Source organism: Bifidobacterium goeldii (genome assembly GCF_003951095.1).
GTDB lineage: Bacteria > Actinomycetota > Actinomycetes > Actinomycetales > Bifidobacteriaceae > Bifidobacterium > Bifidobacterium goeldii.
This window is the reverse complement of sequence record NZ_QXGL01000007.1, coordinates 1-26,332: the sequence shown is the minus strand read 5'-3', so window position 1 is coordinate 26,332 and position 26,332 is coordinate 1. Positions and strand designations below refer to the sequence as shown.

Annotated in this window: 19 protein-coding genes, 1 tRNA gene and 1 pseudogene; 15 read left to right on the top strand and 6 right to left on the bottom strand. The window is 59.4% G+C overall.

From position 1 onward, the window contains the following. Nucleotides 1-20 precede the first annotated feature (20 nt). The 5 genes from D2E25_RS09165 (at nucleotide 21) to D2E25_RS09145 (ending at nucleotide 3,782) form a co-directional block, all read left to right on the top strand. Nucleotides 21-503, top strand: coding sequence for a hypothetical protein (locus tag D2E25_RS09165; protein ID WP_125982054.1), 483 nt, complete (start codon nucleotides 21-23; stop codon nucleotides 501-503). A gap of 54 nt (nucleotides 504-557) precedes the next feature. After that, on the top strand, nucleotides 558-1,799 hold the full coding sequence (locus tag D2E25_RS09160) for a putative ABC transporter permease (protein ID WP_125982140.1): 1,242 nt from the start codon (nucleotides 558-560) through the stop codon (nucleotides 1,797-1,799). A 54-nt stretch (nucleotides 1,800-1,853) separates the two neighbouring features. Next, a complete protein-coding gene (locus D2E25_RS09155; protein ID WP_125982052.1) occupies nucleotides 1,854-2,693 on the top strand; it encodes an HAD family hydrolase in 840 nt (279 codons plus the stop codon). 116 nt (nucleotides 2,694-2,809) lie between these two features. Then, nucleotides 2,810-2,882 (top strand) — tRNA-Lys (locus D2E25_RS09150). A 147-nt stretch (nucleotides 2,883-3,029) separates the two neighbouring features. Then, nucleotides 3,030-3,782 (top strand): DUF2207 domain-containing protein, encoded by a 753-nt coding sequence (locus tag D2E25_RS09145; RefSeq protein ID WP_125982049.1) that lies wholly within the window; start codon nucleotides 3,030-3,032, stop codon nucleotides 3,780-3,782. A gap of 325 nt (nucleotides 3,783-4,107) precedes the next feature. On the opposite strand, the gene D2E25_RS09140 is transcribed toward D2E25_RS09145, so the two are convergent. Continuing rightward, complete coding sequence (locus D2E25_RS09140) at nucleotides 4,108-6,027, bottom strand: sialate O-acetylesterase family protein (protein ID WP_125982047.1); 1,920 nt, start codon at nucleotides 6,025-6,027, stop codon at nucleotides 4,108-4,110. A 93-nt stretch (nucleotides 6,028-6,120) separates the two neighbouring features. Next, the gene (locus D2E25_RS09135; protein ID WP_241217130.1) at nucleotides 6,121-7,395 is read right to left on the bottom strand and encodes a GDSL-type esterase/lipase family protein; all 1,275 of its coding nucleotides are present in this window, start codon (nucleotides 7,393-7,395) and stop codon (nucleotides 6,121-6,123) included. 254 nt (nucleotides 7,396-7,649) lie between these two features. Here D2E25_RS09135 and D2E25_RS09130 point away from each other — a divergent pair, with 254 nt between their 5' ends. The 9 genes from D2E25_RS09130 to D2E25_RS09090 all read left to right on the top strand — a co-directional run bounded on the left by D2E25_RS09130 (nucleotide 7,650) and on the right by D2E25_RS09090 (nucleotide 20,493). Then, on the top strand, nucleotides 7,650-9,035 hold the full coding sequence (locus D2E25_RS09130) for a GH1 family beta-glucosidase (protein WP_125982045.1): 1,386 nt from the start codon (nucleotides 7,650-7,652) through the stop codon (nucleotides 9,033-9,035). 463 nt (nucleotides 9,036-9,498) lie between these two features. Then, nucleotides 9,499-11,205 carry an ABC transporter substrate-binding protein gene (locus D2E25_RS09125; RefSeq protein WP_125982043.1) on the top strand — a complete coding sequence of 569 codons (1,707 nt, stop codon included), beginning with the start codon at nucleotides 9,499-9,501 and terminating at the stop codon, nucleotides 11,203-11,205. 31 nt (nucleotides 11,206-11,236) lie between these two features. Beyond that, nucleotides 11,237-12,226 (top strand): ABC transporter permease, encoded by a 990-nt coding sequence (locus D2E25_RS09120; RefSeq protein ID WP_125982041.1) that lies wholly within the window; start codon nucleotides 11,237-11,239, stop codon nucleotides 12,224-12,226. Between the two features lie 27 nt (nucleotides 12,227-12,253). Continuing rightward, entirely contained in the window at nucleotides 12,254-13,255 is a 1,002-nt protein-coding gene (locus D2E25_RS09115; RefSeq protein ID WP_241217128.1) for an ABC transporter permease, read from the top strand. Next, on the top strand, nucleotides 13,252-14,208 hold the full coding sequence (locus tag D2E25_RS09110) for an ABC transporter ATP-binding protein (RefSeq protein ID WP_125982038.1): 957 nt from the start codon (nucleotides 13,252-13,254) through the stop codon (nucleotides 14,206-14,208). The genes D2E25_RS09115 and D2E25_RS09110 overlap by 4 nt, the downstream gene beginning before the upstream one ends. 5 nt (nucleotides 14,209-14,213) lie before the next feature. Next, nucleotides 14,214-15,038 (top strand): ABC transporter ATP-binding protein, encoded by an 825-nt coding sequence (locus D2E25_RS09105; protein WP_125982037.1) that lies wholly within the window; start codon nucleotides 14,214-14,216, stop codon nucleotides 15,036-15,038. Nucleotides 15,039-15,103: 65 nt separating this feature from the next. Further along, nucleotides 15,104-17,893 carry a glycoside hydrolase family 2 protein gene (locus tag D2E25_RS09100; protein ID WP_125982035.1) on the top strand — a complete coding sequence of 930 codons (2,790 nt, stop codon included), beginning with the start codon at nucleotides 15,104-15,106 and terminating at the stop codon, nucleotides 17,891-17,893. A gap of 113 nt (nucleotides 17,894-18,006) precedes the next feature. Continuing rightward, a complete protein-coding gene (locus D2E25_RS09095) occupies nucleotides 18,007-19,038 on the top strand; it encodes a LacI family DNA-binding transcriptional regulator (RefSeq protein ID WP_125982033.1) in 1,032 nt (343 codons plus the stop codon). A gap of 186 nt (nucleotides 19,039-19,224) precedes the next feature. After that, nucleotides 19,225-20,493 carry an AGE family epimerase/isomerase gene (locus D2E25_RS09090; protein ID WP_125982030.1) on the top strand — a complete coding sequence of 423 codons (1,269 nt, stop codon included), beginning with the start codon at nucleotides 19,225-19,227 and terminating at the stop codon, nucleotides 20,491-20,493. Here the strand turns inward: D2E25_RS09090 and D2E25_RS09085 are convergent. The 3 genes from D2E25_RS09085 to D2E25_RS09075 form a co-directional block, all read right to left on the bottom strand. Further along, on the bottom strand, nucleotides 20,446-22,050 hold the full coding sequence (locus tag D2E25_RS09085; protein WP_420897349.1) for an ABC transporter ATP-binding protein: 1,605 nt from the start codon (nucleotides 22,048-22,050) through the stop codon (nucleotides 20,446-20,448). The genes D2E25_RS09090 and D2E25_RS09085 overlap by 48 nt on opposite strands. Nucleotides 22,051-22,121: 71 nt before the next feature. Then, nucleotides 22,122-22,868 carry an energy-coupling factor transporter transmembrane component T family protein gene (locus tag D2E25_RS09080; RefSeq protein WP_125982028.1) on the bottom strand — a complete coding sequence of 249 codons (747 nt, stop codon included), beginning with the start codon at nucleotides 22,866-22,868 and terminating at the stop codon, nucleotides 22,122-22,124. Further along, the gene (locus tag D2E25_RS09075; protein WP_420897348.1) at nucleotides 22,868-23,443 is read right to left on the bottom strand and encodes an MptD family putative ECF transporter S component; all 576 of its coding nucleotides are present in this window, start codon (nucleotides 23,441-23,443) and stop codon (nucleotides 22,868-22,870) included. The genes D2E25_RS09080 and D2E25_RS09075 overlap by 1 nt, the downstream gene beginning before the upstream one ends. A 559-nt stretch (nucleotides 23,444-24,002) precedes the next feature. On the opposite strand from D2E25_RS09075, the gene D2E25_RS09070 reads away from it, so the two are divergent. Further along, entirely contained in the window at nucleotides 24,003-25,568 is a 1,566-nt protein-coding gene (locus tag D2E25_RS09070; protein WP_125982026.1) for a C69 family dipeptidase, read from the top strand. Nucleotides 25,569-25,690: 122 nt separating this feature from the next. Here the strand turns inward: D2E25_RS09070 and D2E25_RS09065 are convergent. Continuing rightward, nucleotides 25,691-26,332 (bottom strand): annotated as a pseudogene (locus tag D2E25_RS09065) (glycosyltransferase family 2 protein); the annotation flags it as partial.

Genomic DNA, 26,332 nt, shown 5'->3' with positions numbered 1-26,332 from the left:
CCAATGGAGGGAAGGTAACGATGTCCAAGAATCAGCCAAACAATTATTTGCGCGAACGCGCGCGTGCCGCCGCCCCCTCAGCGTATTCCAAGCGCACGCCCGAACGCGTACTGATGTGCGTTGGCGCACTGTATTCGATGATTATGGCGATCTTCTACGCGCTGGCATACGCTGGCCTGATTCCCGGTGCGCAAGAAGCCGCACAATCGTCGGCTGGTACCGTATCGGCATTGACGCACAGTGGTGGGAATACGGCGCTGATTAGCTTGTACGTTATCGTTACGATCGCTATCGCCGTGCTGACAGTAATCGTTGCCGCGCGTGACATGGCTCCCGGGCCGCGTGTGCGCAGAGTGACTGGTTGGATGATTTTCCTGCTGGTGTTCTCGCTGATTACTGTTGATATGGTGGCGCTGATCGCGTTCGGTGTGGCGTTTGGCTTGTATATGACGCGTGACTGGTCGCTAACGCACCCGGCAAAATCGGGTGGTAAACAGCGCTAACAGTACTCAGTAGCGGAGGTGGCAGTGAGCGCAAACGAGACGCTTGAAGAGTTGATGGATACTCACGACGACGCTGCGCGCGGTGACAACGTTACCGGGCATGACAGCGTTGTTGGAGGTGACAACGTTACTGATATTGACGACAAGCGTCTGCCGCTGCTCGCTCGTATTTATGGCGTGGTGCTGATCGTACAAGGGTTGTTCACCGTTCCGATGATCGTCATTGCATTCGGTTATGCGATTCGTGCGGTTTTAGGCGGCAGTGCACAACTCGACCGTGCCGGCTTAAGCGTTATTCTCAGTTGGATATCTGCGTCGCTCAGCTCACTGACCACCATCATTCTCATGATCTTCGGCGCGCTGCTGACCTTCAACAAACGTCGGTATGCTGCGCGTTGGACGTATGTGCTGATTCCACTGACCATCGCCGAAGGCCTGTTTACGCTGATGCTCGACGGTCTTGGCCTCAATCTGATAACCAATATCGTTCAGCTCGCCATTCTTGTTTCGCTATCCATTACCGTTGACCCAGCGCTGCGCCAAGAACGCCGACTGAAAGTCGCGCTGTGGCGCATGGACGAGCGCGCTGCTTACGAAGATGCCGCAGCTCAAGGCATGCCCGGGCGCGACCTGACCGGCAAAGGCTACATTGCACTCGACTTTTTCAATCTGTTTTGGCTGTTCGTCGTTGGCTGCGTGTTCGGGCTAACCATCGAAAGCATCTACCATGTTGTGCTGTTCCACGAATGGCAAGACCGCGCGGGGCTGTTGTGGGGGCCGTTCTCGCCGATTTACGGCTTTGGCGCAGTGCTGCTCACCGTGCTACTCAACCGATTGTGGCGTTCGAACTGGCTGCTGATTTTCTGCGCGAGCGCGGTGATCGGCGGCACGTTCGAATACTTAACCAGCTGGGTGATGGAAGTTGCATTCGGTATTACTGCGTGGGATTACACCGGCCAGTGGCTTTCGATTGACGGGCGCACGTCCGGCAAATACATGTTTTTCTGGGGCCTGCTGGGGCTCGCGTGGATCAAACTGATTTTGCCGCATCTGCTCGCAATGATTCAGCGAATCCCGTGGAAGTGGCGCTATTCGCTCACGCTCGTATTTCTCGTATTCATGCTGGTCGATGCAACGATGACGGTAATGGCAATCGACGCGTGGTATTCCAGACTGGCTGGTATCGCCGACGATTCGCCAATTGCCAACTTCTTCGCCGCACATTTCGACAACGATTTCATGGCGAACAGGTTCCAAACCATGAGTATCGACCCCTCGAAGGCTGGGCGCATGTAATAAACACCGTGGCATGATGGTGGGTGCAAGCGATAGCGGCAGAAAGGAACGGATATGTCCAGCAAACTCGTGTTTCTCGATATTGATGGGACGTTAGCGGACTCCGATCACGTGGTGCCTGAATCAGCGAAGGAGGCGTGCGCGCTGGCGCAGAAGCGCGGGCATAAGCTGTTCATTTGCACCGGGCGCTCGCTGCCGAAAATCGAACGCAGTATCCTCGATTTCGGCTTCGATGGGGTCGTTTCTGTTGCCGGTGCGCAAGCGAATCTGGGCGACCGTGTGCTGTTCCAGCATTTCATCGCCCCCGAGGCCATCGACGCTGCAACCGCGTACTTTCGGGCGCATGACATTGACCATTTTCAGTGGCAGGGTGCGGACGGCATGTATGTGACGCGCGCGTATATGGAGCATGTGAAGGCGAAGAAGTCCGCGTGGGATAACGATCAGTTCGCGCGATTCTGGCATGTGATCGAGGATGTTGACGTGCCTGAAGGCTCGACGCTGGGTCATGTGATTCGTGCCAGCAAAGGTTCTTACTACACTGGCCCGAATCCAGATGTGACGTTTGATGATGTCGCGCGCGATTTGAGCCCGTGGTTCACGCTCGTGCATGGTTCGTATGACAAGATTTCGCCCAACAACGGCGAGCTGCTGATGAACGGCGTTGACAAGGGTACTGCTGTATGCGATATTGCGCAGGACTTGGGGTACAGCATTGCTGACACGATTGCTATTGGTGACAGCGACAACGATACTGCCATGCTCAAGGCAGCCGGCACCAGCGTCGCAATGGGTAATTCGACCCACGGCATCGAACAGTTCACCGACATGGTCACCACCGACATCCACGACAACGGCATCGCCAACGCCTTCGCACGCCTAGGCCTGATCTGAGGCTGGCGGATATTGCATTCGCTGTTATGTTGAGTGCGATTTGAGGGTGTAGATATGAGCCACGCCGCAACGCCGGCTAGACAATGTCCGGTGGCCGAGTGTATCTTAGCAATGTTGCCCCTCTAGCTCAACGGTTAGAGCAGCGTCCTTTTAAGTCGTGGGTTGTGGGTTCGAATCCCACGGGGGGCACAGTGAATCCCTTGGAATCATGTCGATTCCAAGGGTTTTTCGTTATGTGCGTCTGAGCGCGGGCCCGTTGCCGACTGCCTACGAATTTGTCAGAAAGTTCATGTTGCGTTCCGTGCGTGGGCGTGTTGACGGCGCGATAATGGGGTTATGAGCGACGATGGCTGGGATAGAGCCGGTCACTATGGCAGTGACCTCGTGAACGACCGCGTGGCCGGTCACGTAATTGATAGTGTTAACAGTGCTGATAGTGCCACCAATGATGATCTTGCTGATAGCGTCGGCTGGGTGCGCGGCGATGCGAAGCTCGCTCGCAAAATGTGGTTTAGGCGCCGTCGCGGCTGGCTTCTCGCAATGTTTCTTACGTTCAGCGTTGGCATTGCCGCACTGGGGATACTGGCGTGGCTATTCGGCGGCGATTTGCCTGGCGTGACCGTGTTCCACAGCGATGGTATCGGCCCGAGTGTTGATAAGGCGCTGGTGATGTTGTTCACCGTTATTCTGCCGTGCGCGGTAGCGATACTCTATCTCATCCATCGGTTGAAGGGGCGGCCGCAGGGGATAGTGGCTGTCCGCGCGCAATGGGAAGGTGTTCGGCTGATCGCTCGCCCTGATGGCACAGATTCAGATGGGGACACCGTCACGCACAACATTCACACTGTGATATTTGTGCCTGCTGACTCGAGTGACCGCGTAGTGTACGTGCCTGCAATGTACGGCGATCATTTTTTGCGATGTGTGTTCCGCGTGCGCGGCGATCGCATTCGACTCGAAGGGTTCCGCGAACTCACGCTTGAGCAGAAAACCGCGTATCTCAAAGATCGCGAGTATGGAAAAGGGCCAAAATTACTTGACGAGCACTGTACATACGACGAACAAACCGAGGCCCTACTCGTGCGCTGACATGCGCGAATCAGTGTGAGCGTGTGCGTGAACGTGTGTGTGAACGTGTGTGTAGGCGCGAACGCAGTTGTGGTAGCGCCACAGCCAGTGAGTAAAGAAAAAGCCCGGTGATGAGCCGGGCTTGAAAGAAAGGAGAGAGGAAGAAGAAGAAAGGTTTTTAGTTATTGCGGCTTTTCGGCCGTGACTCCATATAACCGCGCATGGTTCAACGTGTCGTGTGCACTAGCTGGGAATTAGATGAAAATGGTGGCGGTTCGTGCGATGAACCGCCACCATGAGTTTGTGCTTGGCTTTGTTGCGCCCTGCGATTCTAGTTGCTGCTCAGTTAGTGCAGTGCAATGTGGAATGGAGGAGCGGGAAGACCGTCGCCATTGAAGAGCGGAGCGATCCCCCAACTGCGCCATGCGTAACGAACAGCAGTAGGATGCGCGATGTTCGATGAACGCAGGGTGATTGATTCGTTGTGAATCGCTGCTTCAACTGAATGAAAAACGCCATCTGTACCGGCCATCTCAAAGCCTGATGCTGCGGCGAGACGATGCAGAGATTCGGCACACTCCTCAGTGTTGGCAACATTGCTTGTATGGCGGTATGTTCCCGGCAGTGTGCCATCGAAATGTAAGCCGCTGGCGTGCGCAAATTGCAGCGTAACGATGCCGTCGCTGGTTGACGTACTGATTACTTCAGGCCCATCCGCGGTGATATCACTGCGCCCGTACACGTTATGTAGCGCGCAATCAGCCAAGCGCTCGCCAGGTGTGCGCTTATCGAGCGGATGAAGATTGTCGAATTCACCGCAGTCAATCGTCGTGATCGCAAACACGTTGGCGATTGTTCGCGCCGCATCCCACTGCGCTTCGCGAATCACCGGCCAACGCAGCGGATCGGCGTGCGCGGACGCGGTATTTTTGTCGATCCACTGCGGCAGCTGCACGATAAGAAACGGCAAGGGAGCGGTGTTATCGGATGTTGCGATGGATGCCGTAGCCTGTGCCGACGGCGATATTGCCGTGCGCGTCGGAGTCGCCCACAGTCCGCGCCATTCGGCGATCATCAACTCCAGCAGCTCGCGATAGGACTCGCAGTACGTCTCGTCGGTCTCACCTTGATACCACAGGAATCCGGCGATGCCATACGGTGCAACGCGCTCCACCATCGTGCCGAACGGGCCGGTCGGTCGGTACTGCGAGGTCGGCGTCTCCGGCGGTGGCCACGGGCATTCGCCGTATCGCGCGTTGAGCGTATCCCACGAAATATCCGGCTCGGCCTTGCGCGCCGCATCGATCGAATGGTTCCACGCGTCGAACTTCGTCTTCCACGCAGTCGTCTCCGCTTCGAACTGCTCGTCGGTCTTTCCGGCGATCGAGGCGTCGAACCGTTCCAAATAGCCGCGTCCAGCTTCGCAAGTCTCCAGTGCTGCGCGACTCATCCATGCGGTAATCGACGTGCCGCCGATATAACAGTCCACGATGCCGACTGGAACATCTGGGCCCAGCTGTGCGCGCAATCGTCGTGCGAAATAATAAGCGACCGCCGACATGGTGCCGCTTGTCTCCGGGCCGCTCACCTGCCAGATCGCATGATCTTCGGCTTCTCGATCAATCACGCCTGATTTGGGTGTGTTATAGAAGCGCAGCAGCGGGTCAGCGCTCGCCGCGATGGTCGCATCCGCGCCGGCGCTACTACGCAGTTCGAGCTCCATATTGCTCTGCCCGCCGGCCAGCCACACCTCGCCCACGTATACGCGCAAATATTTCAACGTGATGTTGGACCGGTCGCTGACAGTGAGCGTGTACGGGCCGCCGGCTTCGAGGGCGGGTAGTGTGATCAGCCAATTGCCGTTGTGATCGATCGTGCCGTGGGCTGAAACGCTGTCGGCTGATGCGGCCGAGGAAGTCGCCGGTGTGGGTGACGCATGTGTGCTTGCCGGGGTATCGGTGGCATGCGTATCGGCAGGTGTGTCGGTATGCAAACGCAGCAATTCGCCGGCACTGTCTGCAGTGAGCGTGACGATCACTGCACGGCCGGGTTCGCCGGTGCCGAATACGGGTATCGGACGACCGCGTTGCAGCACCATGTCGTGCGAGAAGATCGCCGCAGGGCGTAGGCCTTGTTTGCCGAGCGGTTTATTGGCGCTGGTATTGGTAGTTGCGCCTGCCAGACCGGATAAGTTTGCGCCCGGTGCTGGGCCGGTGACGATGGGCGTTGTTTCAGACGTTGATTCTTCGAGTGTTGGTTCGTTCATGAGGATTCCTTGGAACGATGTTGAATGCGGTGGTGTTGAAGTGTGTACGGCGGGACGATGTTCGGCCAATAGCAAGGCTTGTGGCGTGGGTTGTTAGTTTTCCCAGACGCCAGGCTCCAGCGATTCAATGAACGCTGTGAGCTCGCGGGCCATTTCCTCGTGTTCCACCACACGCGGATGGCCTGGCGTGGCAGAGCCGTTGCGTGAGAACAGGAAATGATATGCGAGCGGGCCATGAGCGGCTTGATCGGAGAGCGCATCGTTGAACGTGCGCACAGCGTCACCGATAGCGCGGTCCCATGCCGGATCATGCTGTAGCACGGTGGTGAGGCAGATAATCGTCGCTTGCGGATATTGCGCATGGATCGTGCGCAGGAAATCAACGTATCGCGCACGCCAATGGGCGGCTTGCTCGCCGTCGTAGTCGGAGGCCATGAAATCATACGGGTGCGCGTCGTTCTGTCCGACGGCAACGATTACAACCTGCGGTGTATATCGTGCGAAATCCCACGGTGTCGTCGTGCCCAGCGTCGGATTGTATTCGATACGATCCCAGATACTTTCCTGCCCGATGTAATCCGGCCCGCTAAACCAGCCGATGCCGTCGATCAGCGATGCGCCGCCTTGCGACACGTCATGCAGCGCGGCGCCGAGATGACGCGCGGTAATCGCGCAATATGACTTCCAGGAATCGCTATATGCGCTCAGGTCGGCTTCCGGATCGGGTTTGCCGGCGTACAGTGACGCCTCGTTGCGCTCGCCGCAGGAGACCGAGTCGCCGTAGACCTCGATGCGACGTGTGGGAGCGGCTTCGAGCGGTGGCATAACGCGCGCGCCGGCATCCAGTCCGAAACCAAGGATTTGCAGGTAATGCTGACCGTCTTGGCGCTTATAGACAACGACTTCGTGCTCGATATCGGGCAAGTGTTCGGCGAGTGTGATGGTGACCGGTGTGACCGGCATCTGTGCTGCCGGCGTGGCGTCAGTGGGATCGGCGAGCGTGGTCGTCCAGCCTTTGCCAATCGGCGTACGCGGAGCGCTGGCGGTTGCGGCGGGGGCGGCAAGATTGTTCCGCACGATCGTGGAATCATTTGGCATGTCGTTGATGCCGGTGAATCCGGACGGAATGCGCACTTTAGTTGTCACGCCGTCGATGATGACGCCGAGCTGCGTATCGCCGTAATTCCAATAGTTGATGACGGTGGCGGTCAGGGATGTGCCGGTGAAGCGGAAGGCAGCCTGTGTGTACGGATACACCCAAATTGGGCGCATGGGATCGGCGTCATCGATGCGGCCCATTGTGCGCAGGGCGGGGTGATTCGGCGGAATGGCGACGCGGATGCGGGCGTCGGCGGTGATGTCGGTCATTGACGATCCTCTGTTCCTCATTGACGTGAGATGACTCAACCGGCTATGTCATTGCGGAATTCCTGGTTCACTAACCTGCGAATCCGGTGTCGCGCAACACCTTAACCGGTTAATGAAACTTATGATACACTAGTCGAGGACGAAATAAATTACCGATTGGTCGCTAACGATGGTGCCGATCGGGGCATTAGCCGGAATCGCCGGAATCCCGGCGTATCGCACGGCGACACGCCGCAGTCAGAAAGGAATCGCCGATGACCCTCCCCACCGTTCCCGCCGGCTTCATGTTCGGTACCGCCACTGCCTCCTATCAGATCGAAGGCGCGGTGAACGAAGACGGCCGCTGCCCCTCAATCTGGGACACGTTCTCCCATACGCCCGGCAAGACGCTGGGCGGCGACACTGGTGACGTAGCCACCGATTCATACCATCGCTATAAGGAGGACATTGCGCTGCTCAAGGAGCTCGGCGTTGACTCCTACCGATTCTCCATCGCGATGCCGCGCATCGTGCCGACCGAAGGTGGCCCGACCAACGAAAAGGGGCTTGATTTTTACGAGCGCGTCGTTGATGAGCTGCTCGCGGCTGGCATCAAGCCGTGTGCCACTGTCTACCACTGGGATCTGCCGCAGTATCTGGGCGACAAAGGCGGCTGGCTCAATCGCGACACTGCCTATCGTGTCGCCGATTACACGCGCCGCGTGGCCGAACGTCTTGGTGACCGCGTCGACACTTGGATCACGCTCAACGAACCATGGTGCTCCTCCTACCTGAGCTACGGCGGTACCGAACATGCGCCCGGTCTTGGCGGCGGTCCGGCCGCGTTCGAGGCAGTTCACCACCTCAACCTCGCGCATGGTCTGATGGTGCAAGAACTGCGCAGCGCGATCACCAAGCCGGACGCGAAGGTCGCTGTCACGCTGAATTTGCAGGTCAATCGTGGCGATGCGGACGCCGTGCATCGCACTGATCTGATTGCCAACCGCGTGTTCCTTGATCCAATGCTGCGCGGCTATTATCCGGATGAATTGTTCGCAGTTACTCAGGGCATCTGTGACTGGAAGTTCATTGAGAACGGCGATCTAGAGCAGATTCATCAGCCGCTCGACCTGCTGGGCATCAATTACTATTCAACCGGGCTTGTCAAGATGAGCGACCGCCCGCAATTCCCGCAGCCCACCGAGGCAAGCACGTTCCCGGGTTGCAGTGATATCGACTGGTTGCCGACTGAAGGTCCGCACACCGAAATGGGTTGGAACATCGACCCGAACGGTCTGTATGACGTGCTGGTCCGCTTGCACAACAACTACCCAGAAATTCCGCTGTTTGTCACCGAAAACGGCATGGCATGCCCCGACAAGCTGGTCGTGGAGGCTGACGGCACCAAGGCTGTGCATGATAGTGATCGCATCGATTATCTGACCCGCCACTTTGATGCTGCTCGCCGTGCGATGGAGGCCGGCGTGCCGCTTGCTGGCTACTTCGTATGGTCGATGTTTGACAATTTCGAGTGGGCGTTCGGCTATTCGAAGCGTTTTGGTATCACCTACGTGAACTACGAGACGCAGGAACGTACCCCGAAGGATAGTTTCAAGTGGTATCAGAAGCTCATTGCTTCTCGGGAATTGCCGGTGCTGTAAGGGGTACAAGCGCATCGGCATACTGATATAGATGCCGGGTGGTCGGTTGTGACGGGCGTGCGCACGACGGGATACTGCATTGTCTATTGAGATGAAGTGATATCTGGTCGTGTGCGCGCCCGTTTTTTTGCTGCTGATCTGGTCGTGTGCGCCGATGGATTGCTGGGATATGGCTGATTCAAGGAGAAATCGAGACCTTCACAAGGCCCAGAATAAGGCGTAACGCAGGTGCATGCCGGGTTTCCGGTGTTAGCAAAGCGCTGACGTTTGGGTGCGACACGCCGAAAATGAACTAACTTAACCGGTTGAGTAAAGCTGTGATATAGTGACATTGCTCAACCGGTTAAGTTGATTGATGGCAGTCACAAAGCAGTACGACCGCCGATTACGGACGGCGAACCGAGGGGAGTCGTCGGCGCGGAAGCCGACGCCACAACAGACCAAGTATTCGAAAGGATTGACGATGACGTCGAAAGTGAGGAAAACCCTGCGCCGGGCTATCGCCGCAGTGGCAGCATTCGCCTCTCTGATGTCCGTCGCGGCATGCGGCGGAAACTCGTCAAGCACGGCCGCCGACGGCACGGTAGTGAGCATCTTCAACGGCACCACCGGCACATTCAACGAGAACTTCAACCCGTTCTCGCCCACGGCCCTCGGCCCCACGCTGGGCGTGATCTACGAGACGCTCTACTGGTACAACCTCGCCTCCGACGAAGACCCGAAGCCGATGCTCGCCACCGGCTACAAGTGGAACAAAGACGGCTCCGAAATGACCATCACCACGCGCGAAGGCGTCAAATGGCAGGACGGCGAACCGTTCTCCGCCCGCGACGTGGCCTTCACGTTCAACCTCATCCACAACACCCCGGCCCTCAACACCAACGGAACGGCCGCCACCGCCGAGGTCATCGACGACAATCACGTCAAGATCATCTTCAATAAAGGCGATAAGCCGGAAGAGTTCGAAGGCGCATATATGCAGGAAGGCGGCATCCTCGGTGGACAGGCCATCGTGCCCGAACACATCTGGAAGAATGTCAAGGATCCGATGAACTACACCAATTCGAATCCGATCGGCACCGGCTCGTTCAAGCTCAGCAAGTTCACCAACCAGTCCTACAGCTTCAAGGCGTTCAAGGACTACTGGGGTGGATCTCCGAAGATCGACGGCGTGCGTTACATCGCCCTCAACGACGCCTCCGCGGCCACTAGCACGCTTATGGCCGGTCAGGTCGACTGGATGAGCGCCTACATCCCCAGCTACAAGATGCTGCTCGAAAACTATCCGCGTATCGCAGCAGTGAACACGCCGCGACTGACCACCGTCGTCATGACCTGCTCAAATACGGACGCCGGATGCGAAGGGCCGCAGACCGATACGGCTGTGCGTCAAGCCATCTACTACGGCATGAATCGCACCCAGCTCAACAAACTCGCGGGCGCGGGGGCGGGCGCACCCAGCTCGCCGACCATGCTCATGCCTGACCGTGACACGAAGTGGATCGCCGACAGCAACCTCAAGTACACGCCTGAAACCGGCAATGCCGATAAGGCCAAGCAGATCCTTGAGGACGCCGGCTGGAAGATGGGCAAGGACGGCTACCGCTACAAGAATGGCGAAAAGCTGAGCATGACGATCCAGACTGTCGCCGGCTGGTCTGATTTCATTCTGATCAACGACACGCTCAAGCAGCAGCTCAAGCCGCTCGGTATCGAAATCGTGCCCACGCAGATGGCTTGGAACCAGTGGAACGATAACGAGCAGAAGGGCAACTACCAGCTCTCGCTCGACTCGCTCGGCCTCGGTGTTACCTCCGACCCGTACTACACGTACAACCCGCGCTACCACTCGGAGCAGATGGTCAAGGTTGGCGAGACCTCCGGCGGCCAGAACTACGCGCGTTATTCGAACCCGAAGGTTGACGAGGCGATCGAAGCCGCAGCTGCCACCGAGGACGAATCCACGCGCAAGGCGCAGTACGCGATCGTCCAGCAGGAAATCGCCAACGATGTGCCGTACATCCCGGTCTACATCAACTCGATGCTCACCGAGTTCAACACCGACAAGGTGACCGGCTGGCCCACCGAAGACAACATGTACGCGCTGCCCGCCGCATGGAAGGCATGGGACATGGGCATCATTCTGCAACACCTCGAACCGAAGCAGTGACGCCGGAAGACGACACAGAGAAGGAACAGTCATGAAATACGTGCTGAGAAAACTGGGCTTCTACGCCATCGCCCTGTGGGCGGCCCTCACGCTCAACTTCTTCCTGCCGCGCATCATGCCCGGCAACCCTGTCGACCAGCTCATCTCCAAGCTCGCGCAGAAGGGCCAGGTCACCCCGGCCACCCGCCACGCGATCGAGCTGATGCTCGGTTCCGACTCGTCCGTGCCGATGTGGAGGCAGTACCTCAACTACTTCGGCAACATCTTCCGCGGCGACCTTGGCGTGTCTGTCACGTACTTCCCTAACTCGGTGACGTCCGTAATCGGCAGCACTCTGCCGTGGACCGTCGGCCTCGTTGGTATCTCCACGATCCTCGCGTTCCTCATCGGCACGCTGCTCGGCACGCTCGCCGGCTGGAAGCGCGGCTCGTGGATTGACAACCTGATCCCCGTCACCACGCTGCTGCAGTCGATCCCGTACTTCTGGCTCGCACTCATCCTGCTGTACTTCTTCGGCCTGAAGAACCCGATCTTCCCGCTGTTCGGCGGCTACGACGTGTGGAGCGTCGAACCGGGCTGGAACTGGGCATTCATCGGCTCGGTCATCAAGTACGGCACGCTGCCGGCCATCACCATCGTGCTCTCGTCGGTCGGTGGCTGGATGCTCGGCATGCGTAACATGATGGTCGCCACGCTTTCCGAGGACTACATCCTCACCGCCGAGGCAAAAGGATTGTCGCGCGGCAAGATCATGGTCTCGTACGCGGCTCGTAACGCGATCCTGCCGTCCATCTCCGGCTTCGCGATCTCGCTTGGCTTCGTCGTGGCCGGCTCGATCGTCGCCGAATCCGTATTCTCTTACCCCGGCATCGGCTTCGCGCTGCTGACCGCCGTGCAGAACAACGATTACGCGCTCATGCAAGGCATCTTCATGATCATCACGGTCTCCGTGCTCGGCGCCAACCTGTTCATGGACCTGATCTACGGCTTCATCGACCCGCGCACCCGCGCCCAAGGCTGAGTCGGGCTCGAGAAAGGACTGATCGAAATGACTACCGCAACTCGTACCGCACACGCGCAGCGCAAACCGCGCAAGTCGCGTGCCGACTCCATGCTCCCGCCGATGACGCCGAAGCTGGCTGTCGGCCTGACCATCGTCGTTATCATCGCCGCGTTCGCGATCTTCGTGCCATTCTTCGTTGAGGACCCGAACAAGGTCAGCGACGTCGGCATGACCGCGCCGAGCGCACAACACTGGCTCGGCACCACGCAAACTGGTCAGGACGTGTTCGCCCAGCTCGCCTACGCCTGCCGCGGCTCGCTGTTCATCGGCCTGACCGTCGGCGTGCTTGCCGTCGCGCTCTCCAGCTTCTTCGGCATCCTCGGCGCCTACGTGGGCGGCGCGACCGACGAAGCGTTCTCCCTGCTCTCCAACGTGATGCTCGTCATCCCCGGCCTGCCGCTCATGATCGTCATCGCCAGCTACATGCCGAATAAGTCGAGCGTGCTCGTTGCTGGCGTACTCGCCTTGACCTCGTGGGCTGGCCCGTCGCGAGTTCTGCGTGGCTTCACGATGTCGGTGCGCTCCCGCGACTACGTGCTCGCCGCCCGCGTCGCCGGCGAAAAGCCGTGGCGCATCCTGTTCGTCGAAATCTTCCCGAACCTCATCCCGCTGCTCGCCTCGCAGGCCATGAGCGCGATCATCGCCGCCATCCTCGGCGAGGCTGGTCTGTCCTACCTCGGCCTCGGCGCGACCGACTCGTACACGTGGGGCACCATGCTTTACTACGCGCAGAACGGCATGGCGTTGATTCTTGGCGCATGGTGGTGGTTCATCCCGCCGGGACTGTGCATCGCTCTGTTCGGTGCGGCGCTCGCGCTCATCAACTTCTCGGTCGATGAGATCGTCAATCCGAAGCTCAAGGCCGCCACCCGCAGCCAGATCAAGAAGTGGAAGCTCGAGGAGAAGGCCGGCAAGGCCAAGTCCGACGCCGAATACACCCCGTCGCCCGTTCCAGTACCCGTCGCAGCCAAGGAGGCAGTCGCATGACCACCGCAACGAATAGCAACGCCGCCAGCTCCGCCGCGTCGGTGAACATTCCGACCAATGTGCTGCCGCCCGTCTACGAAACCGATCCGGTACTCGAAGTTGACGACTTCTGCGTCGAATACCGCGCCGAGAAAACTGTGCAGGCTGTCAAGCACGTCAACTTGAAGCTCGGCCGTGGTGAGGTCCTCGGCCTGGCCGGCGAATCTGGCTGCGGCAAGTCCACACTCGCCTACGGTATCAACCGGCTGCTCAAGCCGCCGGCGGTCATCACGTCAGGTCGCGTGTCCTTCAACTCGCGCGAAGGCTACCCGATCGACGTGCGCGCGCTCGAAGGCGATGACCTGCGCATGTTCCGTTGGGAGAAGATCTCCATGGTTTTCCAGGGCGCGATGAATTCGCTCAACCCGGTCAAGAAAATCAAGGACCAGCTCGGCGACGTGTTCACCACGCATCGCCCGGACATGAGCCGCAAAGAGCGCCTCGACAAGTGCGGTGAGCTGCTCGAACGCGTCGGCGTGGACCGCAACCGCCTCAACGCCTACCCGCACGAGCTGTCCGGCGGTATGCGCCAACGCGTCATGATCGCGATGGCGATGGCGCTCGACCCGCAGGTGATGATCATGGATGAGCCGACCACCGCGCTCGACGTGGTCGTGCAGCGCGAAATCTTGCGTGAGATCACCAGGCTGAAGGACGAATTCGGCTTCGCGGTGATCTTTATTACGCACGATCTGCCGCTGTTGCTCGAAATTTCCGATCGCATCGCCGTGATGCGCAAGGGCGAGATCATCGAAATGAACGACGCGATGAGCCTGTACACCAACCCGCAGCAGGAATACACGGCCAAACTGCTGTCCAGCTTCCCGTCGCTGACCGGCGACCGCGGCGACTTCATCCGCACCGGTTCTGAAGATCTGGCCGAAGGCACGTCGCCGTTCGCCACCAAGGAGTGAATGCTATGACCACGCTTGAATTGAGGGATGTCACCAAGCAGTTCGACCTGCGTTCAGGACTAAAGACCACCAAGTTCACGGCCGTCAGCCACGCGAGCTTCACGCTCGAATCCGGCAAAACCGTCGCGCTGGTCGGCCAGTCCGGCTCCGGCAAGTCGACGATCGCAAAGATGATCCTCGGCCTTGAGGTGCCAACCGAAGGCCAGATCCTGATCGATGGCAAGCCGGTGGACCATCACGGCCGCAAGGCGGACCACATCTTCCGCAAGACCGTGCAGATGGTGTTCCAGGACCCGTACGCTTCGCTCAACCCGTTCCACACGGTCGAGCACCACATCGCTCGCCCGATGAAGCTTCACCACCCGGGCATGAGCAATGCCGAAGTACACAAGCGCGTGATTGAGCTGCTTGACCGCGTGCGCTTGACTCCAGGCGAGGATTTCGCCAAGCGCTTGCCCGGCGAGCTGTCCGGCGGTCAGCGCCAGCGCGTCGCCATCGCGCGTGCGCTCGCCCCGGAGCCGAGCATCCTCATCGCCGACGAGCCGGTCTCCGCGCTCGACGTGTCCATCCGACTCGGCGTCCTGAACCTGCTCGCCCGCCTGCAGCGCGAGGAAAACCTCGGCGTGCTCTACATCACGCACGACATGGCCACCGCACGACATTTTTCGGACGAGATCATGGTGATGCGCACCGGCGAGATCGTCGAACGCGGTCCAGCCGACGATGTGATCCTCCACCCGAAGAGTGAATACACGAAAACGCTCATCGGCGCTGCTCCCGATCCGGAACGCAGGCTCAAGGAGCTTATGGCCCAGCGGACCGCCGCATAACGCGCGCATAGCGCACCGCGTCCATTCGCACAACACACTTATTCCATACAGAAAGTACGGCAATCATGACCCACACTCCGAACACGTTCGCGCCGATCAACGAAGGCTGGACCGTTCGCGCGTTGAATCCGCAAGTCGCGCCCGCCGAGCTGCGTACCGCAATCGCTCTCGGCGTGCCGGCCACTGTTCCCGGCGAGGTCACGCTCGACCTGCTCAACGCTGGGCTCATCGCCGAGCCGTTCGACGGCGATAACGAGACCAGTCAGCAGTGGATCGGCGACGTCGACTGGCAATATGAGACGACGTTCGAATGGCACGAGAATAGTCATACGCGCCACGATCTGGTCGCATACGGATTGGACACGGTCGCGACTGTATCGCTCAACGGCCAGCTCGTCGGCTTCGCGCAGAACTACCACCGCTCCTATCGCTGGGATGCGCGCGGCCAGCTGCGCGACGGCGCGAACACGCTTACTGTCACGTTCGCCTCCTCCGTGCGCGAATCCGACCGCCGCGAACAGGAGCTCGGCTACTATCCGCACACTGAGCATCACGCGTTCAACCAGCTGCGCAAGCCCAGCTACCAGTTCGGCTGGGACTGGGGCATCGACGTGGCGAATGCCGGCATCTGGCAAGCAATCGGCATCGACTCGTGGTCGGGCGTGCGCTTCGCTGCCGTGCGTCCGCTGGTCGACGTGCTGCCGGGGGGCGGCACTGCGGCGGATGGTTCTGTGACCGGTGTACTGAAGACCACCGTCGAGATCGAACGCGAAGGCAACGGTCGCGTAATGGGTGTCGGCGATGCGCACAAGGGACAGCAGCCCGTGCCGGTTAGCGTGACCGTAAGCGGCCCGGGATTGGCTGCGCCGATCACTGCTGCTGGCGAAGTCGAATACGGTCGCAACACGGCGACGATCACTACGATTGTGCCGAATGCGCAGCTGTGGTGGCCGATCGGCTACGGTGAACAGCCGCTGTATGACGTGACTGTCACCGCCGGTACTGCTGCGAATGCCGGCGACGGCTCGGCCGAATGGTCTGGTCGCGTTGGCTTCCGCACCACCCGCGTCGACACACGCGCCGACGAAACCGGCCGTCCGTTCCAGATCTACGTCAACGATGTGCCCGTGCACGCGCGCGGCTACAACTGGGTACCGATCGACGCGTTTCTGTCCCGCGCGGACCGCGCGTTCTACGCGGAGCGCTTCAAGGACCTTGTTGAATCGAACTCGAACATGGTGCGCGCCTGGGGCGGCAGCATCTACGAAACCGACGACTTCTACGATCTGGCCGACGAGCTCGGCATCATGGTCTGGCAGGACTTCATGCTCGCCTGCGCCGCCTACCCCGAGGACGCGGCTACGCGCGCCGAAATCGAAGCCGAAGCGCGCGAGCACATCACCCGTCTCGCTCCGCACCCGAGCCTGATCGTATGGAACGGTTCTAACGAGAACTACGTGGCCTACAGCGAATGGTGGGGCGTCAAGCAGGCACTGGCCGACGACGACAAGCCGGCGAACCAGTACGGTTACGGCGAAAAGGCGTGGGGCGACTGGTACTACAGCGAACTGTTCCCGCAGCTGCTCGCCGAGCTCGACCCGACGCACGTCTACCTGCCGAGCTCCCCGATGAGCTTCACCCCGTTCGTTGACGCGAACAAGTCCGGAGACGGCACGATGCACATCTGGGACGTGTGGAACCGCGTCGACTACCGTCACTACGCCGACTACACGCCACGTTTCGCCGACGAATTCGGCTATCAGGCGCCGCCTGCGTTCAGCACGCTCACGCGCGTCGTGCACGACGCCGAGCTCGACCCGTTCGGCAAGCAGATGCTCGTACACCAGAAGGCGTCCGGCGGCAATATCAAGCTCGCGCGCGGCATGCGCGGGCACCTGACGCCGGGTGACATTGACGATGTGAGCTACGGCGACGTGGTCAACGGCACGCCGGCCGACGGCAAGCACAGCTGGCTTATCCCGACCGACCGCTGGGCTGATATCGAGGACTGGCACTGGGCGTGCCAGCTGCAGCAAGCACAGGCGCTGCGCTTCGGCGTCGCGCACATGCGCTCGCTCGAGCCGGTGAACGCCGGCGCGCTGATCTGGCAGCTCAACGACGACTGGCCGGTCGTCTCGTGGGCCGCGGTTGACTATTACGGCCAGCGCAAACCGTTGTGGTACGCTTCGCGTGACTTCTTCGCGCCTCGTTTCGCGACGATCCAGCCGCGCACGTCCGAGCCGTTCCGCGCCGACCACAGCTGGGAAGGCCAGCCGACCGCGTCCGATCATCTTGCACTGGTGTTGGTCAACGACACGCTCGCGCCGTGGTCTGGCTCGTGGACTGTGCGCCGCGTGACGCTTGCCGGAGAGACGCTCGCATCGCAGACCTTTGACGATGTGACGGTCGGCGCAGCCGGTGAGCCTGGCACGCTGTCGCTGACGCTCGCCGCCGACGTTGCCGCGTTCGGGGACCCAGCGAACGAACTGCTTGTCGCGACCCCGTCCAGTGCCGACAATGCCGACTTCGCCCGCGTCATCTACGATCCCGCCGAGGTCATCGACCAGAAGCTCGACCGTACGCCGTTCACAGCGACCGTCGCGCCGGCTGCGGACCCGGCCGCTGGCGTCTTCGATCTGACTGTTACGGCGCACGGCTATGTGCGTGACCTGTTCTGCATGGCTGACAAAGTCGATCCGTCCGCACGCGTGGATGGCGGCATGATCAGTCTGCTGCCTGGCGAATCGGTGACGTTGCACATCGCATGTGATTCGGCGGCAGCCGGGGCGATCGCCGATCCGGCCGTCTTTACGGCACTGAACGTGCTGCGCTGTGCCAACGATCTCAAGCGTTGATACATATCGCTGCGGTGATTGTCACATACCGTTGCGCGGACGGTTGCAAGTTGGCGTAACGCTAGTATTGAGAACAACTGTACTGGTTCAGTAACAAGGAAAGCGAGGAGGCTATGCCAAAGGCTGCCATCACGATCTCGGATGTGGCGAAAGCCTCCGGCGTATCGAAAAGCGCGGTATCGTACGCGCTCAACGGCAAGCCGGGAGTCTCCGACGAGACGCGCGCCAAAGTACTCGCCGTGGCGCGGGACATGGGGTGGAAGCCAAATAGTGCGGCAAAATCCCTTTCGGACGCCCGCACCCGTTCGGTTGGTGTGGTGCTGTTGGTGGATGATGCTGATAGCTTCGGAGCGGGCATGTTCACCATGGATTGCCTCGCTGGCTTGAGCAAGGCGCTCGATCCTCGCGAATACTCGATCGTGTTGCGCATGACGGCGGGTGGCGCGGCAGCCGCATGCCACATCCACGAGGATTGGATTGCATCCGGCAAGGTTGACGCACATCTGATCCTCGGCGTCGAACTCGGCGATCCGCGACTAACGCTGTTCCGCAATCATCCGGAGACCAAAGCGCTGTTCATTTCGCAGCGCGCGGTGACCAGCGGACTGCCGACGCTGTACAGTGCGGACGACGAGGGCGCGCGCATGGTTGTGCGCCATCTTCACGAGCTTGGACACCGTGATATTGCGCGCATTGCCGGGCCGGAAGAATACGTGCACACGCTCGCCCGCGACAACGCCACTGCCGACGAATGTGCCAAGCTTGGCATGCATTGCACCACTTTGCATGGTCGGTACATGGCGGAGGATGGTGAACGGTTGTGCGGCTCGATACTGGAATTCGGGCAGCGGCCAACGGCGATTATCTGCGATACGGACGTGACAGCCATTGCAGCTATGCGTGCTGCAGCGGCGCGCGGTATCTCGGTGCCCGATGACCTGTCGATCGTGGCATGGGATGATTCGCCATCGTGCCTGTCCGCTACGCCCACGGTTACCGCTCTGCACCGGGACGTCAAGGCCATCGGGCGCACGGCAGGAGACATGCTGCTGCGCATGATCGACGGCGAAACGGTTGGTGCCGAGCCGGAACCGCCGTATCGGTTGATCGAACGTGATTCCACCGGTCCGGCGAATGTCGCGTAGTCGTTTGGAACGCGGCGGCGCGTAGCACTCGCGTGTGAGCAGCATTGTGAGATGCATGCCATCAGCGTTAGAAACTTTGTCTTGTGGCCAGAGCCGGCCTGCAAGACAGCGGAACAGCAGAGAACAGCAACACGGCAGGACGCCCGGGTACTAGACCGGCGTACACCCCAATCAGAAAGGCATATCATGGCAGATAATTCCAGCGTGGAAGCTTCTACCGCGGCATCGCAGTCGCAGTACACGCTCGACACGGCGGAGAACAAAGCGTGGCTTACCGCGCAACGCGATTCGCTGATGAACTTTGGACACGCGTTCCCTTCGCCCGGTGGCGGTTCGTACTGGCTGGGCGACGACGGTACGCCGTGGAAAGATCGCAATCGCGAAACGTGGATCACCTGCCGTATGGTGCACGTTTATTCGCTGGCCGCATTTGTCGGCCACCCGGGAGCTGAGGAACTGGTCGACGCCGGTTTGCGCGGTTTGCGCGGTGAACTACACGATGATGTGAACGGCGGCTGGTATGCGGCCGTGACGCCAGACGGTGGTCATATCGGCACTAAGCAGTGCTATGCGCATGCGTTTGTGATGCTCGCGGCTTCTTCTGCGACGCTGCTCGGTCGACCGGGTGCGGCTGAGTTGCTCGCCGACGCGCAGGATGTGTATTTGAAGCGATTCTGGGATGATGAGGCCGGCTTAGCCGTGGACACGTGGAACGAGGACTTCACTGAGCTCGACCCGTATCGCGGTATCAACGCGAACATGCATTCAGTCGAGGCGTTCCTAGCCGTTGCCGATGTGACTGGCGATGAGACTTGGCGTGAGCGTGCCGGGCGCATCATCGATCATGTGACCGGCTGGGCCGAAGGCAACGACTGGCGTATCCCTGAGCATTTCCGTTCTGACTGGTCGATGGACCTCGAATGCAATGCCGGCAAGCCCGACGACCAGTTCAAGCCGTACGGAGCCACGCCCGGCCACGGCATCGAATGGGCTCGACTGATCACCCAGTATGCGCTGAGTGCCCCCGGGCTGGCGGAATCGCGCAAATCGCAGCTGATCGATATCGCCGAGCACCTGTTCCACCGTGCGGTGGCTGACGGTTGGGATGCGGACGGTGCGCCCGGCATCGTCTACACCACCGACTGGAACGGCAAGCCGGTTGTACACGATCGCATGCACTGGACGCTCGCCGAGGCGATCAATACCTCTTCGACACTCGCGCACGTTACCGGCAACAGCGAATACGCCGACTGGTACGCGACCTTCCTGCGCTACGGCGACGAATATGTGATCGACCACGTGAACGGTTCCTGGTTCCACCAGCTCGACCGCAACAATCACGTGATCGGTACCGTGTGGCCAGGCAAGTCCGATCTCTACCACGCCACGCAGTCGATGATGATCCCGCTATACGATCCATCGCTGTCCATCGCCGTCGCTGTCAAGCGCGCGTAGTGAGCAAGCATCGTCCAGTGTGACGATGCTATCGCACCACAGGGCCGCTAGCTCGTCGTCGTGGGTGACGACGAGCACGGCCTTGCCACTATCGGCAAGTGTGCGCAGTAGCGCGCCGACTTGCATCATGTGGCGGCGATCCAATCCGCTAGTGGGCTCGTCAAGAATGATGAGCTCCTTGCCGCTCATCAGCGCGGAGGCGATCGCCAATCGTTGCTTCTGACCGCCAGACAAACTCATCGGGTGACGGTCCGCGAACTGCAGCAAATCCAAGTCGCGCAGTACCTCATCGGCCTGCTCACGAGTCGCCTCGTCAGCGCTATCCAATCCAAGCAGCACTTCTTCGCGCACACTGTCAGAAAACAGCTGATAATTCACATCCTGCATGACTAAGAATCCCGCGCGCGTGAGTGCCGATGGGCGCGCAGGTTCGGTATGCAGCAGAATGCGCCCAGCAAGCGGCTTCTGCAAGCCGCACAGCGTGCGCACCAGCGTACTTTTGCCAGCGCCGTTACGGCCCATAAGACCAACAATCTGCCCGGGGAACAATCGCAGATCGGGAATCGTACGCGAAAATGCGGAACGTTGTCCCCGCTGCATACGTTTACTGAACCATGAGCCGAACTGCCCATGTTTCCGGCCGTATCCCACGGTTAGATGATGTGTTTCAATAAGCGGTATCTGAGATTGCGCGTTGATCTTACTGCGTTTGGGAATATCAGAATGGCGATCGCTTTCAGCAGTGTCATCGTGTGCAGTAGCTGCCAGTTCAGCAACCCGCTGACGGTATGGTTCAAGATCAAGCGCTCGCAAACCAAGTTCCCGCAACCGTTCATCCGATAGCGCGCGAAACTCGCTGGCAGTGTATTCAGCAACGATCGCACCATCGGCAAACAGTACATATCGGTCAACCAGATCAGCGCACCACGCTAAGCGGTGTTCGGCAATAACAATCGTGACGCCAGCGGCTTTCAGCTGCGCCACCATGTCATGCAATTCGCGCATTGCCACAGCATCAAGATTGCTGGTCGGCTCATCCATGACCATCAGCTGCGGCGAGAGCATGGTTGCAGCCGCTACGGCCAAACGTTGCTGTTGACCGCCAGACAGCGTGAACACGCGGCGGCCTAACAGTGGCTCGATACCGAAGCGATGCGCCACTTCAGCAACACGATCGCGAATGCGAGCCGACTGCCAACCCATGTTCTCGCACGCGAACGCGAGTTCTGCAGTGACATCAGCATTGAAATACTGCGTTTTTGGATTCTGAAAAACGCTGCCCACCAGCGGCACATACTCGCTGATGTCAGCAGTATCGCCATCTAAACCGCACACCGTGCGCGAACCGGAAAGTGCGCCGTGATAAAAACCAGGAATCAAACCGTTGAGCAGTCGAGTCGCTGTGGTTTTACCACAGCCACTCTGCCCGCACAGCATCACTATTTCGCCGGAATGAACAGTGAGATTATCGTGATTCAGCGCGAGCGGTGCTGCTTGATCGTGCACGGCATTATCAGCGTCACCATAACCCTGAGCGTCCTGCCGATAGGCGAACACACAATCGCGTAGTAGAACCAGCTCGTCATGTGTGCGAGACCCGGCGGTTGACTTATCGGCTAACTGAGCGCTCACAACACACCTCCGATCCCCAACGCCAGCGGAATCGTGCACACTACCATCGCTACCCAATCGAACCAGCGCATACGAATTTCAGTCATCGACGTGTGAACGCCACGAGTACCCAAACCTTTAGTGAGCGCAGCTACCGACAGATCGCGCGACACCATCGTCGCGTTCATCAACAAAGGAACCAGCACAAACTCCAACGATTGCGCAGGATGCCGTAGCAGTGACCATCGGCCGGTGGCTAGTCCGCGCAGTGCCATCGCGTCACGAATACGGCGATAATCGCCGATAATCGTCGGAAAGAAACGAATCACGACCATGCAAGGAATCACCACTGATTCCGGCACGCGCATCCGTCGCAGCGCGCAGACGAATTCGCTCACACTCGTAGTCGAAAACGCGTACGCGCCGGTAATAAAACAGGGCAGCATCATGCGCAAGCCAACACACAATGCGCCTACTACATGTACCCACGTTTGCTCGCCGCCCGCCGTGCCAACGCCATCCATCACTGCAGCGCCGGCCCACAGGCCAATCGCCAGCAGCACTGCATATGTCACCGCCAAACGCACGCCCATGCGCACGCGGCCAGCGGTCAGTAGCGGCACAATAACCAGCGCAACTAACACTGCCTCCGCGCGCGTGCTCACGTGAAAAAACATCACGAGATTCGCAAGCAGCAGAAGATACAGCTTCGCGCGCGGGTCTAATCGCAGATAGTGAGAGGCGGCGGGCGGCGAAACCGTCATCAGGCAATACCAGCTTTAGCAAAATGCTTAGCGCACAGGCGCTGGCCAAACCAGCCGCCAACGAGCGCGCACACTGCAATCGCAGCCATTGAAATAAAGAACGTGCCGGTGTTGATATGCGCGAATACGCCGGCAATATACGCCGTATCCTTACCGCGCGCCTCAAGGCTTGCCACGTACGCGTCCTTCATGAACCACAGTGGCAGAATCGGGCCAGTCAGGCCATAGGAGAACACCACGTAGCTGATCAACAGGCCAATGCGGTTGCGATACTTCCCAGCGCGCGCGATGAGATCAGCGGCGAGCGGGAACACGATGCTCGCAATAAACGAGAGCACAAAATGCCCGGAAACAAACAGAAACAGGCCAATAACCATGCCCATAATCGTGATGCCGCCGAACTTGCCTACGCGCGCAACCATCAGCATGAACACGCAGCCGGAAATCAGCGCGGCGATTGCGGGCAGGAAAATAGAGCCGAAGCCGGCGAGCAGTAGTGTGCTGGCCAGTGTTGCAACAGCGACCATGGCGAAATACAGTGCGGAGAATACGCCGATAGTGATCAGATCAGGCACAGCAAGACCGCGCTTTGAGGAGGCTGGTGACTTTGCAGGGGTGGTCGTGGTCGGGGCGGAATTTGGGTTGCTGCCTGGCTGGCTCACGGCGTCTCTCCATTTCGATCTCGGAATGAAACGCCTTTCAATGTATCGGCGCGTGTTGCAAAAGGCAATAGTTTGCAAAGAAAATCTACAAGCAAGAAAAATCTGTCTGCAAGCAACCAGCAACGTCAAGTGCAGCCCAGCAAAGAGAAAGCCCGGCGTTGATGCCGGGCTTGAGAGAGAAGAGAAGAAGGGGTTCAGTTATATGCGGCCTTGCGGTCGTGGTTATTATCTAAGCGCGGCTTCCCGGGCAAGTCATGTGGGTTTCCTGAGAAAACCATGAGAATATGGGCGCGAGTGCGATATCTACCGCAATATTTGTGATCGCAATCACATCGCACGCGCGTAATCACACACCGCGCAAGCGTAATCACACCGCGCGTATGCACTATCAACCATCCAGCATGTCCGCATGTCGGCATGAACGCTGTTTCGCTGCGCCCGTTTTGCCAGACCTGCTCCTAGAGTGGAGCGCATGTCATGCACAACATTGCTTATTGGAAAAGACGCTAGCTACAGCGGTGCGACCATCATCGCCCGCGACGACGATACCGGCTCCGGCCGCTACGACCCCAAGCGCTTTGTTGCTGTTCACCCTGATGATCAGCCGCGCCACTATCGCAGCACGCTGAGCCATGTTGAAATCGAGCTGCCCGACGATCCTTGCCGCTACACAATCGCGCCAAACGTGCTGCCCAACCGCGGTATTCTCGCGGAGGCGGGTGCGAGCGAGCGCAACGTGGCGATGAGTGCCACTGAGACGATCGCTGTGAACGAGCGCGTGCTCGCTGCCGACCCGATGGTTGAGCTGCGCCCGGCAGTAGGCGAGCCTGGTGATGCTGATTATCAGCCGGAGCAGCCCGGCGGCATTGGCGAGGAGGATATCATCACCCTCGTGCTGCCGTACGTGCACACTGCGCGCGAGGCCGTGCAGCGCCTGGGCGACCTGCTCGAGCAGTACGGTACGTATGAGGCGAACGGCATCAGCATTTCCGACGTGAACGAGATCTGGTATGTCGAGACGATCGGCGGCCATCACTGGATTGCTCGCCGCGTGCCGGACGACTGCTATGCGACCGTGCCGAACCAGCTCGGCATTGACGACTTCGACTTGGCCGATGCCGCTGGTGAGCAGCGCTTCTACATGGGCAGCGCTGATCTGCGCGAATTCATCGAGGAGAACAATCTCGCTCGCGCAATGAAGCCGGCTGCTGCTGCAGGCTTTGCTGGCACTGCAGCCTCGCCGGACCATTTCAATCCGCGCACGGTGTTCGGCACCAGCACGCCGAAGGACCATATTTACAACACGCCGCGTGCTTGGTACATGCAGCGTTGCCTGAACCCCAGCGAGGATTGGGATTCGCCGGCGGCTCGTTACACGCCGATCTCCGACGACATCCCGTGGTGCCGCGTGCCAGAAAACAAGGTGACGATCGAGGAAGTGGACTACATCCTCTCCTCGCACTATCAGGACACGCCGTATGACCCGTATGGCACGCTGGGCACGCCGGAAACGCGTCACCGCTATCGCCCGATCGGTGTGAACCGCACTGGCCACATGGTGGCTGTCGAAATCCGCGCGGATGTGCCCGCTGCCGAAGCTTCCGTGATGTGGGTTTCCTTCGGCTCTGGCCCGTTCACGACGGTTGCTCCGTTCTTCGCGAACGTGGATGATACGCCTGCCTACCTGCGCGATACTACGAAGACACCTTCTACCGGCAATCTGTACTGGGATAACCGTTTGATTGCCGTGATTGCCGACGCGCACTGGTTTGAAAACTACAACGCTGTTGAAGCGTACGGTGAGCGCGTGCGCGCGTTCGGCCACCGTCACGTGGCGGGTACGGATGCTGCGTTCGCGAAGGCGTTCGCAGCCGATGTGTCTGCTACCGACGCTGACGTGGTGCGTACGCTGGAGGATGCTAATGCTGCGATGGCTGATTATCTGCAGAAGCAGACCGCCGCGCTGCTGGCTGATGTGCTGTACACGTCGACGAACCTGATGCATAACGCGTTCTTCATGTCCGATCGTTGGCAGTGAGCTGGCAGTGAGCTGCTGGGAGTTGACGACAGCGTCTAGCTACCGGTGTTGAGCGAGCATGAGTTCGCAAAAGGGGTATCGTTCGCATCTGAACGATACCCCTTACTCGTCATGATCAGTAATCAGTTGAAGCCGACGACCTTCTCCGCGATATAGTAGCCGCGGCGAATCAGCCAACGGCCTACCGAGCCGCGCAAGTTCAGCGCGCGCGACATCACCTTGCGGCGCACATCGCGGCCAATCGCTGGCGAAGCCGCATCAATATCAGCCCACAGTTGATCTTTGAGCTGATAGTTTTCCTTGTTTTTCGACAAGATCAAGAACACAGACGTGACTGAGCTTTCGATCGCAAGGAAATGAATCATATAGCGGTACAAGCCATCCGGCACAGTCCCCGGTTCCGGAGTCGCTTCCACCATGCGCTGATTCACCAATCGCAGCTGATTCACGCGCTGAATCATCACATCGGTTTGCACGCTCTGCCCCTCGCGGCCAATGAAATAGTGGTAGAACGGCATGTCCAAATACAGCATCGTTTTTACCCACGGGAACGGCTGATACGCGTAAATAAAATCAACGTAGAACGTATGCTCCGGCAATTGCATACCTGAATCGCGCACAACCTGCGTGCGGTAGATCAGCGCGTGCATCAGAATGTATTCTGCTAAGCCAAAACGGCCGAGATCATCCCAGCCGAGCACAGTGTTGGTGGTCATCGCATGGCGGAAATTAACGGTGTGCTTGACGCGCTTGCCGACTTTGTC

Coding starts and splice junctions, on each gene's coding strand:
- D2E25_RS09155 (WP_125982052.1), top strand. CDS start 1,854: ATGTCCAGCAAACTCGTGTTTCTCGATATTGATGGGACGTTAGCGGAC.
- D2E25_RS09130 (WP_125982045.1), top strand. CDS start 7,650: ATGACCCTCCCCACCGTTCCCGCCGGCTTCATGTTCGGTACCGCCACT.
- D2E25_RS09095 (WP_125982033.1), top strand. CDS start 18,007: ATGCCAAAGGCTGCCATCACGATCTCGGATGTGGCGAAAGCCTCCGGC.
- D2E25_RS09140 (WP_125982047.1), bottom strand. CDS start 6,027: ATGAACGAACCAACACTCGAAGAATCAACGTCTGAAACAACGCCCATC.
- D2E25_RS09110 (WP_125982038.1), top strand. CDS start 13,252: ATGACCACCGCAACGAATAGCAACGCCGCCAGCTCCGCCGCGTCGGTG.
- D2E25_RS09115 (WP_241217128.1), top strand. CDS start 12,254: ATGACTACCGCAACTCGTACCGCACACGCGCAGCGCAAACCGCGCAAG.
- D2E25_RS09165 (WP_125982054.1), top strand. CDS start 21: ATGTCCAAGAATCAGCCAAACAATTATTTGCGCGAACGCGCGCGTGCC.
- D2E25_RS09080 (WP_125982028.1), bottom strand. CDS start 22,868: ATGACGGTTTCGCCGCCCGCCGCCTCTCACTATCTGCGATTAGACCCG.
- D2E25_RS09135 (WP_241217130.1), bottom strand. CDS start 7,395: ATGACCGACATCACCGCCGACGCCCGCATCCGCGTCGCCATTCCGCCG.
- D2E25_RS09160 (WP_125982140.1), top strand. CDS start 558: ATGGATACTCACGACGACGCTGCGCGCGGTGACAACGTTACCGGGCAT.
- D2E25_RS09105 (WP_125982037.1), top strand. CDS start 14,214: ATGACCACGCTTGAATTGAGGGATGTCACCAAGCAGTTCGACCTGCGT.
- D2E25_RS09090 (WP_125982030.1), top strand. CDS start 19,225: ATGGCAGATAATTCCAGCGTGGAAGCTTCTACCGCGGCATCGCAGTCG.
- D2E25_RS09070 (WP_125982026.1), top strand. CDS start 24,003: ATGTCATGCACAACATTGCTTATTGGAAAAGACGCTAGCTACAGCGGT.
- D2E25_RS09125 (WP_125982043.1), top strand. CDS start 9,499: ATGACGTCGAAAGTGAGGAAAACCCTGCGCCGGGCTATCGCCGCAGTG.
- D2E25_RS09120 (WP_125982041.1), top strand. CDS start 11,237: ATGAAATACGTGCTGAGAAAACTGGGCTTCTACGCCATCGCCCTGTGG.
- D2E25_RS09145 (WP_125982049.1), top strand. CDS start 3,030: ATGAGCGACGATGGCTGGGATAGAGCCGGTCACTATGGCAGTGACCTC.
- D2E25_RS09100 (WP_125982035.1), top strand. CDS start 15,104: ATGACCCACACTCCGAACACGTTCGCGCCGATCAACGAAGGCTGGACC.